Annotated in this window: 15 protein-coding genes; all 15 read left to right on the forward strand. The window is 38.4% G+C overall.

The features are described 5' to 3' along the window. Positions 1–374: 374 nt before the first annotated feature. Positions 375–3,500 carry a hypothetical protein gene (locus KKD20_02725; protein MBU4332010.1) on the forward strand — a complete coding sequence of 1,042 codons (3,126 nt, stop codon included), beginning with the start codon at positions 375–377 and terminating at the stop codon, positions 3,498–3,500. Between the two features lie 79 nt (positions 3,501–3,579). Continuing rightward, positions 3,580–5,148: a hypothetical protein gene (locus KKD20_02730; GenBank protein ID MBU4332011.1), complete on the forward strand. Its 1,569-nt coding sequence runs from the start codon at positions 3,580–3,582 to the stop codon at positions 5,146–5,148. 248 nt (positions 5,149–5,396) lie between these two features. Continuing rightward, complete coding sequence (locus tag KKD20_02735; GenBank protein ID MBU4332012.1) at positions 5,397–5,834, forward strand: PrgI family protein; 438 nt, start codon at positions 5,397–5,399, stop codon at positions 5,832–5,834. 175 nt (positions 5,835–6,009) lie between these two features. Beyond that, entirely contained in the window at positions 6,010–6,684 is a 675-nt protein-coding gene (locus KKD20_02740; protein ID MBU4332013.1) for a TraC family protein, read from the forward strand. 304 nt (positions 6,685–6,988) lie between these two features. Next, positions 6,989–8,908, forward strand: coding sequence for an ATP-binding protein (locus KKD20_02745; protein ID MBU4332014.1), 1,920 nt, complete (start codon positions 6,989–6,991; stop codon positions 8,906–8,908). 29 nt (positions 8,909–8,937) lie between these two features. Then, positions 8,938–9,372 carry a four helix bundle protein gene (locus tag KKD20_02750; protein ID MBU4332015.1) on the forward strand — a complete coding sequence of 145 codons (435 nt, stop codon included), beginning with the start codon at positions 8,938–8,940 and terminating at the stop codon, positions 9,370–9,372. 50 nt (positions 9,373–9,422) lie between these two features. Continuing rightward, positions 9,423–10,022: a hypothetical protein gene (locus tag KKD20_02755; GenBank protein ID MBU4332016.1), complete on the forward strand. Its 600-nt coding sequence runs from the start codon at positions 9,423–9,425 to the stop codon at positions 10,020–10,022. Positions 10,023–10,103: 81 nt separating this feature from the next. Then, positions 10,104–10,736, forward strand: coding sequence for a hypothetical protein (locus KKD20_02760; protein MBU4332017.1), 633 nt, complete (start codon positions 10,104–10,106; stop codon positions 10,734–10,736). 280 nt (positions 10,737–11,016) lie between these two features. Continuing rightward, a complete protein-coding gene (locus tag KKD20_02765) occupies positions 11,017–11,514 on the forward strand; it encodes an NYN domain-containing protein (protein ID MBU4332018.1) in 498 nt (165 codons plus the stop codon). Between the two features lie 196 nt (positions 11,515–11,710). Next, positions 11,711–13,006 (forward strand): pilin, encoded by a 1,296-nt coding sequence (locus tag KKD20_02770; GenBank protein MBU4332019.1) that lies wholly within the window; start codon positions 11,711–11,713, stop codon positions 13,004–13,006. A gap of 367 nt (positions 13,007–13,373) precedes the next feature. Continuing rightward, positions 13,374–13,883, forward strand: a complete 510-nt coding sequence (locus KKD20_02775) for an NYN domain-containing protein (GenBank protein ID MBU4332020.1) — start codon at positions 13,374–13,376, stop codon at positions 13,881–13,883. 458 nt (positions 13,884–14,341) lie between these two features. Continuing rightward, positions 14,342–14,710 (forward strand): hypothetical protein, encoded by a 369-nt coding sequence (locus tag KKD20_02780; protein ID MBU4332021.1) that lies wholly within the window; start codon positions 14,342–14,344, stop codon positions 14,708–14,710. A gap of 63 nt (positions 14,711–14,773) precedes the next feature. Beyond that, complete coding sequence (locus KKD20_02785) at positions 14,774–15,838, forward strand: Fic family protein (GenBank protein ID MBU4332022.1); 1,065 nt, start codon at positions 14,774–14,776, stop codon at positions 15,836–15,838. 195 nt (positions 15,839–16,033) lie between these two features. Further along, positions 16,034–16,549 carry an ORF6N domain-containing protein gene (locus KKD20_02790; protein ID MBU4332023.1) on the forward strand — a complete coding sequence of 172 codons (516 nt, stop codon included), beginning with the start codon at positions 16,034–16,036 and terminating at the stop codon, positions 16,547–16,549. Positions 16,550–16,560: 11 nt separating this feature from the next. Further along, the gene (locus KKD20_02795; GenBank protein ID MBU4332024.1) at positions 16,561–17,793 is read left to right on the forward strand and encodes a hypothetical protein; all 1,233 of its coding nucleotides are present in this window, start codon (positions 16,561–16,563) and stop codon (positions 17,791–17,793) included. Positions 17,794–17,841: the final 48 nt, after the last annotated feature.

Below are 17,841 nucleotides of genomic sequence, written 5' to 3' on the forward strand. Positions count from 1 at the left end.
TTAATGCTTTTTTGCTTTAATGCTTTAATGCTTTTTTGTTTTAATGCTTTAATGCTTTAATGCTTTTTTGCTTTAATGCTTTTTTGCTTTAATGCTTTTTTGTTTTAATGCTTTAATGAAGTCTGTGGATAGTTTTTTTGTAGCTTTTATGGTATAATTTATACAGGACAATTTATAATTGTAAATGGCTAAAGTCGGTGTATTCATGACTAGTATTATTATTTTAACTCCGCCTTGTTTTTGCGGTAAGTTTTGGATATAGAAATAAAGTAGAAATAGAGAAATTAAGAAATTAAGAAATTAGAAATAAAGGGTAGGGTTGATGGTTAGAAATAAATTTTCTCAATTTCTCAATTCCTCAATTTCTAAACCCCATGCACATAGAAGTCCGAAAAAAAGCAATCAACTTTCTTAAAATCCGTCGTCCCTGGTTAGCAACGGTTGTCTTTTTTTCGGTTTTTTGTTTGGCCCTTCTGATTAGCCAGCCAGCTTTTGCCTTTAATCTTCCGTGGGAGAGCCAGATTTTAGGTTTTTTCGGTACCATCCTCTTATTCCTTATTGGTCTTTTGGGTAAACTTTTAATGGTGGTGATTGACATTTTGATTAAGATTGCCGCTTATGGTGATTTTGTTAATTCCGGGGCCGTGGCTAAGGGTTGGGTAGTTTTGCGGGATGTTTGCAATATGTTTTTTATTGTGATTTTGTTGGTTACGGCTTTTTCCACGGTTTTAAGTATTGAGAGATATTCGTACAAACGTCTTTTGCCCATGCTTTTGATTATGGCGGTTTTGATAAATTTTAGCAAAACCATTGCCGGGGTTTTTATTGATATGGCCCAGGTAGTGATGATGACTTTTGTTAATGGTTTTAAGTATGCCGCGGCTGGTAATTTAACCACTGCGTTTGGTTTACAGGGTTTATTAAAATATAAAGACAATGTAGAAGACGTCGACCTTTCTGGTACACTTGCCTCTTTAGTTTTAGCTTTAATTATGCTTCTTATCGCCGTAATTGTTACAGCTGTGATTGCGGCGGTGTTGATTATTAGAATTATTGCTTTGTGGATTTTGGTTGTGGTTTCGCCCATTGCCTATTTAGCCGCTGCCGCGCCAGGCGGCCAGAAATATTCTGGCATGTGGTGGAGTAATTTTACTAAATATGTAACCATCGGCCCAATTTTAGCGTTTTTCTTGTGGCTTTCTTTTGCCATTATGGGAGACTCTAATGATATCGATACTATAAAGACTAAGTATGGAGGCGGCAAGGATGCGAAAGGAAACGAAACAAGCATTTCTGCGGCTGCTTCCGAGGCCAGTAGTTCGGAAAATATGCTGGGTTTTGCCATTGCCATTGCGATGTTAATGGGTTCTTTAATGGCAGCCCAACAGTTAGGCGGCGTGGCTGGCAGTATGGCTGGTAAGTGGCAAGGGAAGATTTCCGGGGCAGGGAAGGCGGCGTTGGGGGGGTTTGGAGCGGCTAGATATGCAAAAAGGAAAGCATGGGAGGGTACAAAGGCTGTGGCGGGATCTGGTTGGAAAGCGACAAATATTCCGGCAGCTGCCTCTGCTTTAAAAGAGTGGGGTTTAGGGAAGGTTAAAATGGATACAAAGTCAAGAGAAAAAAGAGCTAAAGCAGACGAATTGCGTCGAGCTAAATGGCAACAAAGAGTTGGGGTAGATACCCATGCAGTAGCAAGGGTTAAGGCCAGGCAAATAGAAGAAGGAGCTGACGAGAAGAAAAAGGCAGGGGTGAATACTTTGTCTTCAGTAGACAAGGAACTTAAAAAAGCTACTGGTATTGACAGAGAGATGCTGATAGTATTAAAAGCAAAATTACAAGGGTTTAAAGATGAAAGAGAAATAGAGGAGGCTGTTGGTGGTGATAAAGTATTGGATGCATTAGTAAGAGCACAACTTAAAGATGAGGATCTTAAAAGGCCGCAGTATGATGAAGATGATAATTATATTAATAAACACGAGAAAGTTAGAGAGGATATGAAAGGCAAGAGCCAAACTGATGTTGCTCGAATAGTTAGTAAGGTAACTAAGGGTGTAATGGTTGACAGTGAAGGGCATATTGGTTCATCGTATATTGCTAATCAATTGCAAGGGATGACTGATGATCAATATGATAGGTTAGATGCTCAAAGTCAGGAAGACGTTTTGAAGTCTTTAGCGTTTTTGGCTACTAATAAGAAGGCTCAAGAAGCTCATGATGTGAGTGGCGATGAGATGAAAAAAATGTATGAAAAAAGATTACACCAAAGTCAGACAGTCACAGATAGAGATGGTAGGATTAAATTTGATAGATTTGGTGTGGAAATGCAAAGAGTAACTAATGGCGAGGATTTAGGCGTAAGCGTTTTAGGGAGCGAAATAGAGAAGGAACAGGAAGAAAGGAACAGAAAAGATATCGTGAAAAAGCAAGCGCGGGAACGAAAAGAGGCAGTTAAAGTGGCCGGTGAATCTGGCAGAACGGTTAATATAAGGCAGGAAGAAAGGAAGATGAGTGATATGGATAAAGCAATGATGCGGATTGCTGATAAAGCAGGAGCAGACAAGGGAAAAATTTTTGAAGAATTAGCAGAAGCGGTGAGCAGAGACGATATTGACATTAAAGAAGTGGAGAAAAAATTAGAAGAAGCAGAGAGGATTCTTTTAAAAAATGCCAACGGGGAGGAGGGTTCGGCCGGGGTTTTGGACGAGAATGGCAAAGCTCTTTCAGAAAGGAATTTAGTTGATAGGCATATAAATCAGGTTCGGAAAATTATAGGTAAAACCAAGAAGTCAGCTGAAGAAGGAAAAACAAAAGGAGAGGAAGAAATTGAGAAAGAAATAAAAGAATTGGAAGGAGAATTAGAAGAAGTTAAATTGTACAGCGATTATGGAACTACTGGCAGTGATTCAACGAAAAAGGCAATAGAGTTGGAAGCTAACATAAAAGAGAAAAAACAGGCTGCGGTTTCTATAGGGCAGACTTCAGCAAGGGAGAGAGGAATACCAATTAAAGAAGAGACTAAAAGGGCAGTTCAGAATTTTAGTAAAATATATAGTTCAAAGCAGGAGAGAATCGCGGATTTAGAGCAAGGCATTTATGATAGATCAATCAGGCCAGAAATTGAAGAAGGTCTGTCTGGCGTCAGAACTAATATGGAGTCGTTAGGCAAGAAAGTTATGAGCACTCAAGAAAGGACTGAGGTGATAAAAAAAGAAAGATTGGCTTTGGACAATATCGTTAGCAAGCTTTCAACAACAAATTTTGATTTTGGTATTCCAACCAGATACCCAGAGCTTTTAGATAAGAACAGAAAATTAGGAAAAGCCATGAAAGGGTTGATGGAAAAATTTGATAGAGTTACATTAGGGGAGATTTTAGAAAGAATTAAAGAATTTGAGAATGATGTTGCATCAGGCAGTTATAATGATTATGAGCGGCTGGGCACTTTAGAGTCGCCGCTGGAGGAGATAAAGCGGACGTTTAAGAAAAAGAACACCAATTAAAAATATATGAATATGGCGATGGCGGTATAATGGTTGGGTTTTTTGGAAATAGTGGAAATTTATTAAGTGTTATAGTATTATGAATTATTCAAAAGAAAAAATTGAAGAATTTTTAACTTCTAACAGGACCCAAATGGAGGTTAAAAATTTGATTACTAAATTTAGTTTAAATGAAGATTCCGATAAGATTCTATTTTTTATTAGAGAGGTTTCCCAAGGAAAGCGGAAGTTTAATTTAATGCCTTTGTTTTTGAATACAGAATTAGATATTGAATTTCGCAGGGCAGTGGATATCGGCTATGAATTTATTCAACAAATTTTTAAGCCTATAGAAAAGGATTTAGAAAATTATTTTGCCGGCCAGAAAAGCCAGAAAAGAAAAGTACAGGATATACAAAAAATAAGCGGAAAAACTTCTACAGATAAAGACCAAGCCCAGGCAGAAACCCAAGAAATAGACCAATTAAAAACCAGTATGCCGCGGACAGCAGGGGGTGCTCTTAATCATGAACAAATTGCAAGCCAAATTTTTGAAAAATTAAAATTTTCCACTCAAAACAAGGTTCTGGAATCCCGTTTTAAAAATGTTATTATTGCTTTTCTTAAAGATATCCGCGGCGCCATAGAGACCCGCGAAACCTTAATTCGTTCGCAAAAGGTAGGCGGATTGGGATTTAAAGAGCCACAAGCTGATAAGATAATGGCTACTCTAAAACAGGAGGCGAAAAAAATAGCCAGCAAGGCGGAGTTAAGGAGCCAAGTTAGGTCAGCGGATAGACACTTGGTGTCTCGGAAGACACCAAGTGTCTTGGGGAGCGAATTGGCTCAGCTAATCGTTGGCGGAAGGGCAATACCGCCAGCCAGGCCGGAGACAGAAAAAATAGCCAAGGGAAAAGTTACGGAAAAGTTTAGAAAAGAATTTGAACAAGTAACCGAGATTGCTAAAAATCATTATCCGTTAAAAATGGAACCAGGGCGAACCCTGGAGGTGCCAGAACAACTTAAGTCTGGACACAAAATAGAGGCACCAGAAGGGCCGCAAAAGCACAAAATACCACAAAAACACGAAGTGCCGCAAAAGGCTGGGTTAGAGACGAAACCAGAGATGGCTAAGCCGCGGCGGATTATTTCGGATTTATCAAAAAGACAAGGAACCCAAACTCCAGCGGTCAAACCAGAGCCAAAAGAACCGCAGCCAGTCATACCCAAACAACAGCCAGCACCGACAACAGAGAGACCAAAGCCAACTATTAAGCCATTCAAACCCAGATTTGATAACCTAGTTCCTTCAGATCAAACTTCAGACTGGCAACCAAAGTCAAAATTAGTAGGTCCGATTGAAGAAATTCGAGGCTTGACCTTGGCGGATTTTAGACGATGGTCAGAAGATCCGGAAAAATCAGCCGAGCGTTTAAAGGAAAAAATAGAACTCTTGGCTGAAGAATCTTTAGAAAAGCAGGCTTTAGGTGTCAGGGCTTGGCGGGCCTCGGAAATTTATAGTCTTTATTTAGAGATTGGTCAAGAAAGTATGGAGCAGGGAAAATCAGTAGAACAAATAATTAATGAGAGTAAAGCCGAAGGCAAGGAGCCTTTGAGCCGGGCGGAATTTGAAGCGATTGCGGACTTGAACAGGGAGTTGCGGTTTTAGACGAGAACAGCGTATTTTTTTAATCATAGTTGGTAGCGGTTTTCGGTGTTTATTGTAACTCGTTGTAACTAGCTCGTCTCGCTGCGGCTCGCCTCGCGTAATACAATAGTAATACAGTGGTAACTCAATTGTATTACTATCGTATTACAACTGTATTACAATTGAGTTACAACGAGTTACTACGAGTTACCCTAAGATTAAAAAATAGAAAAATTTGGTAATCCACTTAAATATAATAACATCCACGCATGCAGCAATTCACCGTTCCCCAATTTATAGAAAGAGAAACCCAAGTGATTGGCAAGATTAGCGTTAGGCAATTTTTATTGCTGATGGTCGGCGGCGGTTTTATTTTTTTGAGTTTTAAGCTGTCAGATTTGCCGTTATTCTTTGTGCAAGCTATAATTATTATAGGCCTCACGGTTCTTTTTGCTTTTGTTAGGATTAATGGCCAGCCCTTTCATTATTTTTTACTAAATTTTTTGGAGACCCTTAAACGACCAAACTCCAGGGTCTGGAACAAGGCAAAATTTGGGGCCCAGGAAAGCGCAATGGTAAAAGAATCCGAAGACAAAGACCAGACCAAAGATCAAAAAAGGCGGAGCAAGGGTCCGTTATCTGTCTCGCAACTCTCCCGACTTTCTTTAATCGTTGATACCGGGGGGGCTTATCGGGAAGAGGAATAACATTTAAACATTTTAATATTTAAACATGAAAACAAGGGAACAAAATTGTTAAATTGCTACATTGTTGATTACATTGCTAAATTGTTATACCGTCACGATTTGACCGAAAGCAATTTAACAATTTAACAATATAGCGAGTATTGTATTTAATGTATAATAGCGTTGGTAGTATCTTATGCCTAAATTAGCCAAATCAAAACCAAAACATTCCACTCAGCAGTTCCTTGATATTGCAGAAATTCGTGATGATGTGGTGATAATGAAAGACGGGAGCTTGCGAGCGGTGATATTGGTTTCCTCTATCAATTTTGCCCTAAAAAGCGAGGAAGAACAGAATGCCATTGTGGGCGCTTATGTAGGCTTTTTGAATTCAATAGATTCCCCTTTGCAAATTGTGATTCAATCGCGGAAATTAGATATTGATGCCTATCTGGAGGACTTGCAGCGAGTGGGGAAGGAGCAGAGCAATGAATTGCTCAAAATGCAAACCCAAGAATATGTCCAGTATGTTAAAGAGTTAGTAGAGATGAGTGAGATTATGACAAAACATTTTTACGCAGTGGTAAGTTATAATCCTCTGGCGGACAAGCATCAAGGGTTTTTCACTCGCCTGTTCGGAGTTTTTGCGCAAGCCAGAAAGATTAAATTAAGCCAGAAAAAGTTTGCAAAAGACCGGGAAGAATTATCCAAGAGAACAGGTTTTATTATTAATTCGCTTACTAATATGGGCCTTGGCGCGGCCCCGCTGGATTCCCAGAGTTTAATTGAGCTTTATTATAAAACATATAATCCCGAGATCAGTGAAGACCAGAAGATGGTGGACGTTGATAAGCTTAGACTAGGGGAGTAACGTAGGTTAATAGAGTTAATAAAGGCAAGCGCGAAATAATTGATAATTAATAATTGATAATTGTTGATAGTTGGCAGATTAGATGTTAATAGAGTTAATAAATAGTTAATAAAAGTTAATAACGAAGAAATTAAGAAATTAAGGGATAACGAGAACATTGTTAATAAAGTTAATAAAAAGACGGAATGTTTCACAAATTTATTAACTCTATTAACCCTATTAACAATTTATTAACCATATTTTATTAGCCACATCATTTTTAAGATGATAAATAAAAATATGAAAGATGAACATATAATAAATTATGGCTTTTAAACCAACAACAGAACAACCTATAAAAGTAGGGGAAAAACAGGAGATCACGACTACCGAAAAATTGAGAAAGGAACAGGAGGGGGTGCAAGTGGAAAAAGAAACCCTTAAAGCAGAACAGGCTTATCTTCAGGGAACAGCTGTAGTAAGGGATTTGATTGCCCCGACCTCTATGCAGATTACCCCGCATCATTTAGAGTTAAATGATAAGTTTGTGCGTACTATATTTGTAGTCACCTATCCGCGATATGTAGCGGTTGGCTGGTTTGCGCCAATCATCAATTTGAGCGCGCCTTTGGATATCTCTATGTTTTTTTATAAAATTGAGAGTTCGTATATTCTTAAAAAATTAAGAAATAAGGTCGGGCAGATCGAAGCTGATTTGGCTGCAGATTTGGATAAAGGGGCCCCAAGAGACCCGGTCAAAGAGACAGCCCTAAGGGATGTTGAAGATTTACGGGATTCTTTGACTCAAGGCACCGAATATTTTTTCCGGTTTGGACTATATGTTACTATTTATGCCAATACCAAAGAAGAGTTAAACACCCTTAGCCGACGGGTTGAAGAGGCCCTGGGCTCCAAACTAATTTTTACTAAGCGGGCTTTGTTTCAAGTAGAGCAGGGTTTTAACTCCACCTTGCCATTGGCTAACGACGAGTTGCAGATTGGTTTTAATATGAATACTTCGCCTTGCGCGGCTTCGTTTCCTTTTGTTTCCAGCGATCTTTCCAGTGATAACGGCATTTTATATGGCATAAATCGCCATAATAACAGCCTGATTCTTTTTGACCGTTTTTCCTTGCAGAACGCCAACGCAGTAGTGTTGGCCACTTCTGGCGCGGGTAAAAGTTACGCAGTTAAGTTAGAGGTTTTAAGAAGCATGATGTTGGGTACTGAAGTGATTATTATTGATCCAGAAATGGAATATAAACATTTATCAGATGCGGTTGGCGGCGCTTATATCAACATTTCTTTGAATTCCGATTCCAAATTAAATCCCTTTGATCTGCCCAGACCGACTGGCGGAAAGATTGATACAGCCAGTATCCTACGTTCAGCAGTAATCACCTTGAAGGGTTTGTTAAAAATAATGATTGGTGTGCGTGATGAAAATGGCCGTCCTGATTTTACGCCATCCGAGGATGCTTTATTAGACAGGGCCCTTTTAGAAGCATATGCCAAGGTTGACATTACGGCTCAGACCAACCTCAACCAGGAGGTTAATCCGCCTGTGATGTCGGATTTACTGGATGTTTTAGAGAGTATGTCTGGCGGTGATGATTTGGCGGCCCGGCTTAAAAAATATACTGAAGGCACATTTTCTGGCTTGCTTAATAGTCCAACGAATATTGATGCTCATAATCAGCTAGTTGTTTTTTCGGTGCGGGATTTAGAGGACGAGTTGCGGCCAATGGCAATTTATACGATTGTCAATTACATTTGGAACATTGTTCGCAGTGAGACAAAAAAGAGAATTTTAACTATTGATGAAGCTTGGTGGTTAATGCAACATGAAGATAGCGCTAAATTTATTTTCGCGTTGATAAAACGTTGTCGGAAATATTATTTGGGTGTTACCACTATTACCCAAGATATTAATGATTTTTTAAGGTCCCCTTATGGCCAGGCCATTGTTAATAATTCGGCAATGCAGTTATTGCTGAAGCAATCCGCCTCGGGCATTGATTTGATTGCTGAGACATTTAAATTGACTCAAGGTGAGCGGTATTTATTATTAGAATCTGGCGTGGGGGAAGGCATTTTCTTTGCCGGCGCTAAGCATGCGGCCATCAAAGTCGTTGCTTCTTATACGGAAGACCAGTTGATTACTTCTGATCCGCGGCAGTTGCTAGAGATTGAAATTGCGAAAAAAGAGTTTGAGGAGGAGATGGGGGCGGCAGGTGGTACATAAGCATAGTTTTGGCTTGGTAATTTTATAATTTGGATTTAAGATTAAAAGTTAATAGAGTTAATACAGTGGTTAATAAAGTTAATAAAAGAAAAGAAACGCCTTACAAGTTTTATCAATTGGATATTTGGAAAGATGGTTACAAATTAGCAATGGAGGTATATGATATAACCGACAAATATCCTTCAGAAGAAAAATATGCACTTACCAGCCAATCAAGAAAGTCAGTCAATTCCGTGATTGCTAATATTGCCGAAGCTCATGGTCGCTACCGCTATGCTGACAAAATGAGAGTCCTATATATTGCAAGGGGAGAGGTTCAAGAAACCCAAAGTCACTTAGCGGTTGCTTGGGGAAGGAAATATATTGATATTAAAACTTTTCAAAATCTAAGTCGTCGTTATGAGAAATTAAAAATAGGAATTAACAATTACATCAATTCCATACAGAGAAAACAAAAACAATAAATAATGGATTTATTAACCTTATTAACTTTATTCACCCTATTAACAACATCATGTCTAAACGAACCAAAATAATTCTAACTATCATCATCACAATCCTTCTGGTATTGTTGGTATTTATAATTTACCTGAATTACGAGAATATATTAGAGCTGTTTGAGAATCAGCCAGTTGTTTTAACCAACCAAGAGAAAGAGATGCCAGAGGAATCACCGGGTTTGCCGGAAGAAGGGGCGCCCATAATGCCACCGCCAATAGCTGTCAGCCCAGAAGAAGTCAAACGAGGTCAACTCGCTCAATTTTCCTCATCATTTGCCGAAAAGTTTGGCAGCTATTCTAGCCAAAATAATTATCAGAATTTTAAAGAATTAAAAGTATTTATGACGCCTCAAATGTGGTCTTGGGTTGAAAATAATCTTATTATTTCCGGGGAAGGTGATAAAGATATTTATTATGGCCAAACCACCAAAGCCCTTTCCACGCAAGAGAATAGTTATGATGCGGTTGGCGGCAACGCAGAGTTTTTAGTTAAATGCCAGCGGCAGGAAGCCGGGGACAATTTTGTAAACCCCCGCGTGTATTATCAAGACATTACCATTGAGCTCGAGCGATATGGCGATAATTGGCTGGTAGCTGCTGCTTACTGGCAGTGATCACCACTAGAGCATGAAAGCACTAGAGCATTAAAGCAAAATTGCTTTCATGCTTTCATGTTTTAATGTTTTAATGAATATATGGCAAATGAAGAAAAGCAAATTAGACCAGAGCAAGAGCCAGATGTAAAGCGGAAATTAGAATGGCAAAAAAGGCAAGCAGGTTCTATCCAGCCCATAGGCGACATACCTTCGAGGGAGGCAGAACAGGGAGGGGGAAAACAGGAAAGAGAAGCTCAAGAAAAGAGTTTAGACCAAGAACAGCCAGAATTAAAATCTACTGGCGAGCGGCATTTGGCCCAGATTTTAAAAAATCAGCGCGAAAAGGCTTTGCATTCGCAGAAAGCTAAGCAGGCGCAGCAAAAATTGGAAAGCATTGAAGGTGTAGAGAAAACATATAAAGGGATTAAGAATATTATTCGCGTAATAAAAATGGTTACCGGCGGGCTTGGTTCAATTGGTGAGATTTTTGCCTCTGCTCCCTCGTTTATTTTGATCGCACATCTGGAATGGCTGTATTCGTTCTTTAATAAAAAATATAAAATTGCCTGGTGGGAAAAAGCTTTTGTTCTGATTGCTGATTGCATTATTGGTTTGATTTTCTTGTTTGTTGTTTTACTGGTGGCAATCCTGGCTTATGTTTTTGCAAATCCCATAGAGACAGTTAAAGAAATAGGGCTTGGGGGCCTTAAGGAAATAATAGGAGGGGAGTGATGCAGAAAATATTGTTACATTGTTACATTGTTACATTGTTAAATTGCTTTCGGTCAAATCGTGACGGTATAACAATTTAGCAATTTAGCAATTTAGCAATGTAATCAACAATGTAAAAATTTAACAATTTTGTTCCCTTGCTTTAATGTTTTTATGCTTTCATGTTTTTATGTTCAAAGACAAACTTTCTAAAATTTCAGAGCTCCTTAAAAATAAAAAAGTCGGGGTTTTTTGTGATGACTCTAATCTTTATCATGCTTATCAAAAATATGGCTGACGCATTGATTTTGGGAAGTTTAGAAAGTTATTAGAAGATAGCTGTGATTTAAAATTTATTCATTATCACCTTGCAATTCCTGATAAAAGCGATAATGTATTTTTAGGAACAAAAAGATTCTTGGCTAAAATAGGGCGGTTCGTCACCTTGAAGAAGAAGCCAATAAAATATACGCCAATTGCCGGCAAGGTGATGAAAAAAGCCGATGTTGATGTTGAGATTACTATAGATGTTGTTAGGAATGTTGACGATTTAGATGTAGTTATAGTGGTTAGTGGAGATAGTGATTTTGTTGAGCTCAAAAATTATGTTGTTTATGATAAAAAGAAAGGCATTTTATTTATTGGCTATGAAGAAAATATGGCTTGGGAATTACGGCAGTGCTGGCACCTTTATTTAAATAGGATTAAAAATGAGGTGATTTTGAGACAAAAAAACAAGCCCCGGGTTTTATCCCGGGGTAGCGTTGCTGTTCCTTGGTCAAAAGGCCAAGGAAAGTGATATCAATATCACTATTACAAGTATAGCAGGTTTATAAAAAAAGTCAAGCTTTAGATGTGGATAACTGACGAACATTAAAATACGAGAACACCAGAACATTAAAACACGAGAACATGAAGTCATTAAAGCAATTTGTTTTAATATTTTAATGTTTTAATGATTTCTTGCTTTAATGTTTTAATGCTTTTATGCTTTTATGTTCAAAGACAAACTTTCCAAAACCTTTTTACTAATTATTATTTTACTGGTTGTTGTCCAAGCAGGGATTTTGTTGTTGGTTAATACTGTTTATGCGGCAGATGAGAATGCGGGGTTGTGGTGGACAAAAGAGGAGTGTGCCAAAAAATGCGGAGAACTTTTAGCTAAAGAGGGCAAATCACCCGTTGATAATCATAATTTTTTCTCAGAGGGTGGTTGTATTGATAAAGATATTGGAGATACAAATCAAGGCGTAATTTGTCTTGTGCCCCCCCCAGAAGTTAAATTAAGCGTTCCTCTAAATAGCCTTGAAACCCAAACAGTTCGAGGTATTGGCGATTATATTGCAAAGCTTATTGAATGGTCTATTATCACACTTTCTATTTTAGCCGTGGTAATGATTATGGTGGCTGGGTTTCAATGGATTGCCGCGGCTGGCAATTCCGCTACTATTGGTAAAGCAAAGTCTCGGATAATGAATGCGATTATTGGCTTGGTTTTGGCTTTGGGGAGTTTTGTTTTGTTAAATACTATTAATCCTAAATTGGTTGAGTTTGAGGGGGTGAAGGTTAAGATGATACCGACGATACATCAGAGTGCGATGTGGTGTAAGGACTTGAGTTTGACGGAGAGCTTAACCTTAAAATGTAAAACCGAGGGAGCTTGTGATCTTCCCCAAATTACTATTAAGAAGGATGACAATAAACACGATGATATAGGGTCATGTGGGAAAGAATATGTGTCTACATATGCAATAGAAGAAACTAGAAATATAACCTGTTTAGGTAACGATTGCCAACCAACTGGCGAAAAATGCCTTGCCAAGCAGGAAGATGAGGATTATGCTTGTGTGCAGGTCACCATTTATGGGGATTTGAAAGGAAATAAGAAAGTACGGGAAATTTGGGCTTATGCAGAATGCGAAGAAGAAATAAAAGTACTGGGTGTAGAGGGGATGGTTTTAGGAAATGGGTCATCCTATGCTTTCGGACTTAATGTGATTGATTTGGAAGAGTATTGTTGTAAAGCACGGGGGTTAGAACATTGCGGAGGCGACTCCATGGCAAAGGGTTTTTTCTTGGGTGTATTGATGGAGGATAACTGGGATACTGATGATTGGATTGCTATTGATGCGGATGGGAATGCTTTTCTGAATGAGAAGGGTGAGAATGTAATACCAGCCTATGTTTCAGAACACTGGCGTGATGAGTGGATTGGTTTATTTCTTTTAGAAGGACAGATAGATGTTGGCGTGAAAGTAGATATTGATACTACGGATATTAAAAATAGATAAATTTTTTAGCCGACATGCGGTTACGCAACGGCAGCGCAAAATAAAACGACTTACGGCATACACACAACGGCTCCACGTAGAACATGGAGCCAGCAAGCAGCAAGTTAATATAGATAGTTTTTAATGGTGCAAATAGTCTTCCAAGTAAACTCTAGTTAATGGTGCAAATGGTGTAAATGCACCATTAGAGCTTTTCCGCCCCCCGCTGGCTCTTGGTTCTACCCCGCTGGCTCTTGCCCCCGCTGGCTCTTGGTTCTACCCCCGCTGACATCCCCGCTGGCTCTTGGTTCCACCAAGAGCCGATATGTGGAGAAGGACAGGAATTAGTGTTTTAAAGAATTTCATTTTAAAACAAAGTTTAAAAAACATGATTTCAAAATATATCAAAGGAAAAGTTTATGTTTTTATAGATGTTGAGAATGTTTTTTATTCACAGGATACATTGGGCTGGAAAATTTCTTATGAAAAACTGATTAAATATTTTAAATCAGAGTGTGGGGATAATACAAAATGTTTTGCTTATACTGGAGTTGACAAAAATAATTCCGGACAGAAAAAATTTCTTGATATGCTTGATATTAATGGATACATTTTGAGAACAAAAGAGATAAAAAAGATTAACACAGGGCATGAAAGATATAAATGGAAAAGTAATTTAGATGTAGAGATTGCTTTAGAAATAGTGGAGTTAAGGGAGAGTTACGATACTGCCATTTTAATGAGCGGTGATAGTGATTTTGCCGCGCCCATAGATAAAATAAAAAAAGATAGAAAAAGAATTATTGTGATGTCCACTAGAGGTAGGGTAGCAAGAGAACTCATAGAAAGAGCTAAATTTGTTGATTTAAGGAAATTAAAAACAATAATTAGCCAGTAGTTAGAGAAACTCATCATAAATAAAAAAATCTGGAGCTATCCCCTTGCGGGGATACTCCAGAGTGTTATCACATTAAACAGTATAGCATACCCATATTTTTTGTCAACCCCCACTATGTGGATAACCTCCCGCTGGCTCTTGGTTCCACCAAGAGCCGACATGCGGTTACGCAACGACTGTGCAAAACGGAACGACTAACGGCATACGCATAACGGCTCCAAGTAGAACTTGGAGCCAGCAGCCCAGCAACCAAACACCCACACTAACAATCAATGACCATAAAAAATATGCCATCACCCAGAATTCATATTAACGATAAACGGTTAGTACATTTTATGACAATAACTGTAATTGAATGGATAGACATTTTTACTTCGGATAAATATTTCAAAGTACTATCCAACAGTTTAAATTATTGTGTAAAAAATAAAGGATTGATTGTGTATGCATTTGTTTTTATGACCAACCATACACACCTTATTGTTGCGGCTCAAGATGATTTAACTGTGTCGATTAGAGATTTTAAACATTACACAACAACAGAAGTTAAGAAATTACTTAAGTTAGATAATCGTCATTATATTTTAAGATTGCTGGAGCATTCGTATTCAAGGAAAAAAGGAAGTGAATTTCAAATTTGGCAGCGGGAAAATTATCCGGAAACAATAACAACTGATAAGTTTTTAGTTGAAAAAGTTGATTATCTTCATAATAATCCGGTTGTGAAGGGCTATGTATTAAAACCAGAATGGTGGCACTATTCTTCAGCAGGTTTTTATGTGGGACAGAGGGCATGCCCGGTTAATCTGACCTATGTGTTTGATTAATTTGTACTATTAATACATAATGGTGTATTTTATAAACCATATTTATAAAAATACTAAACCAACATGTTCAAGCCCAAATATACAATTACCCATCCTATTCTTAATAATTTTTTGGACATCGCCGAGGTGCGGTCATTGGTTTTACATACTTTGATATTACCTCGCGAGGAAGCCAGGTTAAGGCGAGAGGCCTTGGTGCGGATGATTCATTCTTCAACGAGCATTGAAGGAAATATTTTAAATCGTTATGAAGTGGAAAAAGTGTTGGCCGGTAAAAAAGTGGATGCGCCCAAGCGAGATGTTTTTGAAGTCAAAAATTATCGCGATGCTTTGCATTATGTTTTCCAATTCATCCAAAAGAAAAAGCCAATTACAATCCAGACAATTCTAGAAATTCATCGATTAGTTACCAAAAATACCCTTACTCAAGATAAATGTGGAAAATTCAGAAAAGACAAAGTTTATGTGGTGAGCCGTCGAGGCAGTAAAATTATTAAAGTATCATATACTGGCCCTGACGCTAAACAGGTTCCAAAATTAATTAAAGATTTAGTGGTTTGGCTTAAGAAAACTAAACAAGATAATATTTGCCCGATAATTGTCGCTGGATTAGCCCATTCAGAAATCGCGGCTATTCATCCTTTTGCTGATGGCAATGGCCGGACAGCGAGAATTTTAGCTACTTTGATTCTTTATCAGCGAGGTTATGACTTTCGGAAACTATTTGCTTTAGAAGATTATTATAATCAAGATAGGCCGGCCTATTATAAAGCCATTCATCTGGGTAAAAATTATCAGGAACGTCTACAAGCTGATTCAACCAACTGGCTGGAATATTTTATCAGTGGTTTTAATTTTGAGATGCGGAAAATAAAAGATAAAATAATTCCCTTGAGTTTGGATGTAAAAATGCGCAAAAAACTTGGCGGTCCGGTTTATTTGGATAAGAAGCAAATCAAGATTGTTGACTTTATGATGACAATGGGTCGAATTGACAGTAATGATGTGGTGGATATTTTTAATATTGATAAAAGAACGGCTCAACGTTATATCAACGAAATTCTCAAGACAAAATTAATAAGAAAAGAAGGTCAGGGACCAGCCAGTTTTTACACATTAAATATTTGATGTCGCGATTTTTGTCGCGATTTTGTCGCTTTTGCAAAATTAACTTCTGATGCTTAATGAGCCGCATTTGAGCCAGTAATTATTTGTTTTAAATATTTGATTGCGGGATTTTCTGCGGGATAATTGCGGGATTGTAGATGTCCGTTATTTGTCCGTATAGCGAACCAACTGTTCAAAAATAAAACAACAAAAATTATGTCCACGAAAATTATTATTCCCAGTGAAAGAGTAACCAATAAAATTATTTTTATTCGCGGCAGAAAAGTGATGCTTGATCAGGACTTAGCCGAGCTTTATGGCGTTGAGACAAAAGAACTTAAAAGGGCCGCAAGAAGAAACACCTCCCGTTTCCCGGTTGATTTTATGTTTGAGTTAACACTGGAGGAGTATCAATTTTTAAGGAGCCAATTTGGCACCTTAAAAAGAGGCGAGCATGCAAAATATTTACCGTATGCATTTACCGAACAAGGAGTGGCTATGCTTTCCAGCGTTTTGAACAGCGAGAGAGCAATTCAGGTTAACATTCAAATTATTAGGATTTTCATAAAACTAAGAGAGATGCTCTCAACTCACAAAGAATTACGGGAGAAGATTGAGAAAATGGAGAAGAAATATGATAAACAATTCAGAGTAGTATTTGAGGCGATAAAGCGATTGTTGGATAAGAAGTCAGAGCCAACAAAAGAAATAGGATTTAAAGAAAAAAAATAGATAATATTTTTATGACTTTCAACTACAAAAAATTTTTCATCCTGCTTGGCTTCATACTGATAGTTCTTGCTCTGGGCTATGGGATTTATTATGCGTTTTTTAGAAAGCCAGTACCTGGACCATTGGTCAATGTGAATGAAGAGTACCCAGGAATGCTGCCGAATATCGGGCCATATGTTAATCAGCCGCCGTATGTAGAAGTTAATGAAGGATTGCCGCCGGTTACAGAAGTGCCAATTAAAGAAGAAGAGCCGTCAGAAATTGCTCAAGGAGGATTGACCGAGGTTAAAGAGGTGACAGCTGTGCGGGCCGAAGGAGCAATGGCGCAGGCTGATGGAACAATAGCTTATTATAATCGCGATGAAAGCAAATTTTATCGAATTGGTCCGGATGGCGAGCCAATGCCTTTGACTGACAAATTGTTCCATCAAGTGAGCAAAGTTAATTGGGCGCCCAATGCCAGCCGGGCGGTTTTAGAATATCCCGATGGTTCCAAAATAATGTATGATTTTGACAATGAAAAACAATATACTCTGCCGAAACAATGGGAAGATTTTTCTTTTGCTCCTTCTTCTGACGAGATTGTTTTTAAACATCTGGCCCAGGATAAAGAGAATCGCTGGTTAGCCGTGGCTAAAGCTGATGGCAGCGGGGCGGAAGCTATTGAACCTTTGGGCGAAAACGGCGATAAAGTTCAGGTTACCTGGTCGCCAACCGGACAAGTAGTAGCAACCTTTTGGGAATCAATGGATGCGGAGCGCCAGGAAATATTTTTAATCGGCCTGCACGGCGAGAATTTTAAATCAATGATTACGCACGGCCGGGGTTTTGAATCTCAATGGACTCCGCAGGGAGATAAATTAGTCTACAGCGTTTATAATTCCGAAGCCGGGTTCAGGCCAACCTTGTGGGTAGCAGATGCTCAAGGGGACAGCATTGGCATGAACAGGAAATATTTAGGGGTGGATACTTGGATTGATAAGTGCACCATTGGTCGTGATAATCAGACTGCTTATTGCGCCGTGCCGAGCTATTTGCCTGAAGGCGCCGGGCTTTATCCTGATTTAGCCAATGACATTCCTGATTATTTCTATAAAGTTAATTTAAAAACCGGCACTAAAAGTTTATTAGCCCAACCTAATGGCGACTACACCGCCGAGTCAGTCTTTTTATCGCCGGATGAGGGATATTTATATTTTACGGATATTAATACCGGGGCGTTGAGTAAGATTAGGTTGAAATAGAAGTAGAAGTTAATAGAGTTAATACAATGGTTAATAAAGTTAATAATA

The sequence above is a fragment of the Patescibacteria group bacterium genome, assembly GCA_018896645.1.
In the GTDB taxonomy this organism is placed as follows: Bacteria; Patescibacteriota; Patescibacteriia; order UBA2591; family JABMQE01; genus JAHIMF01.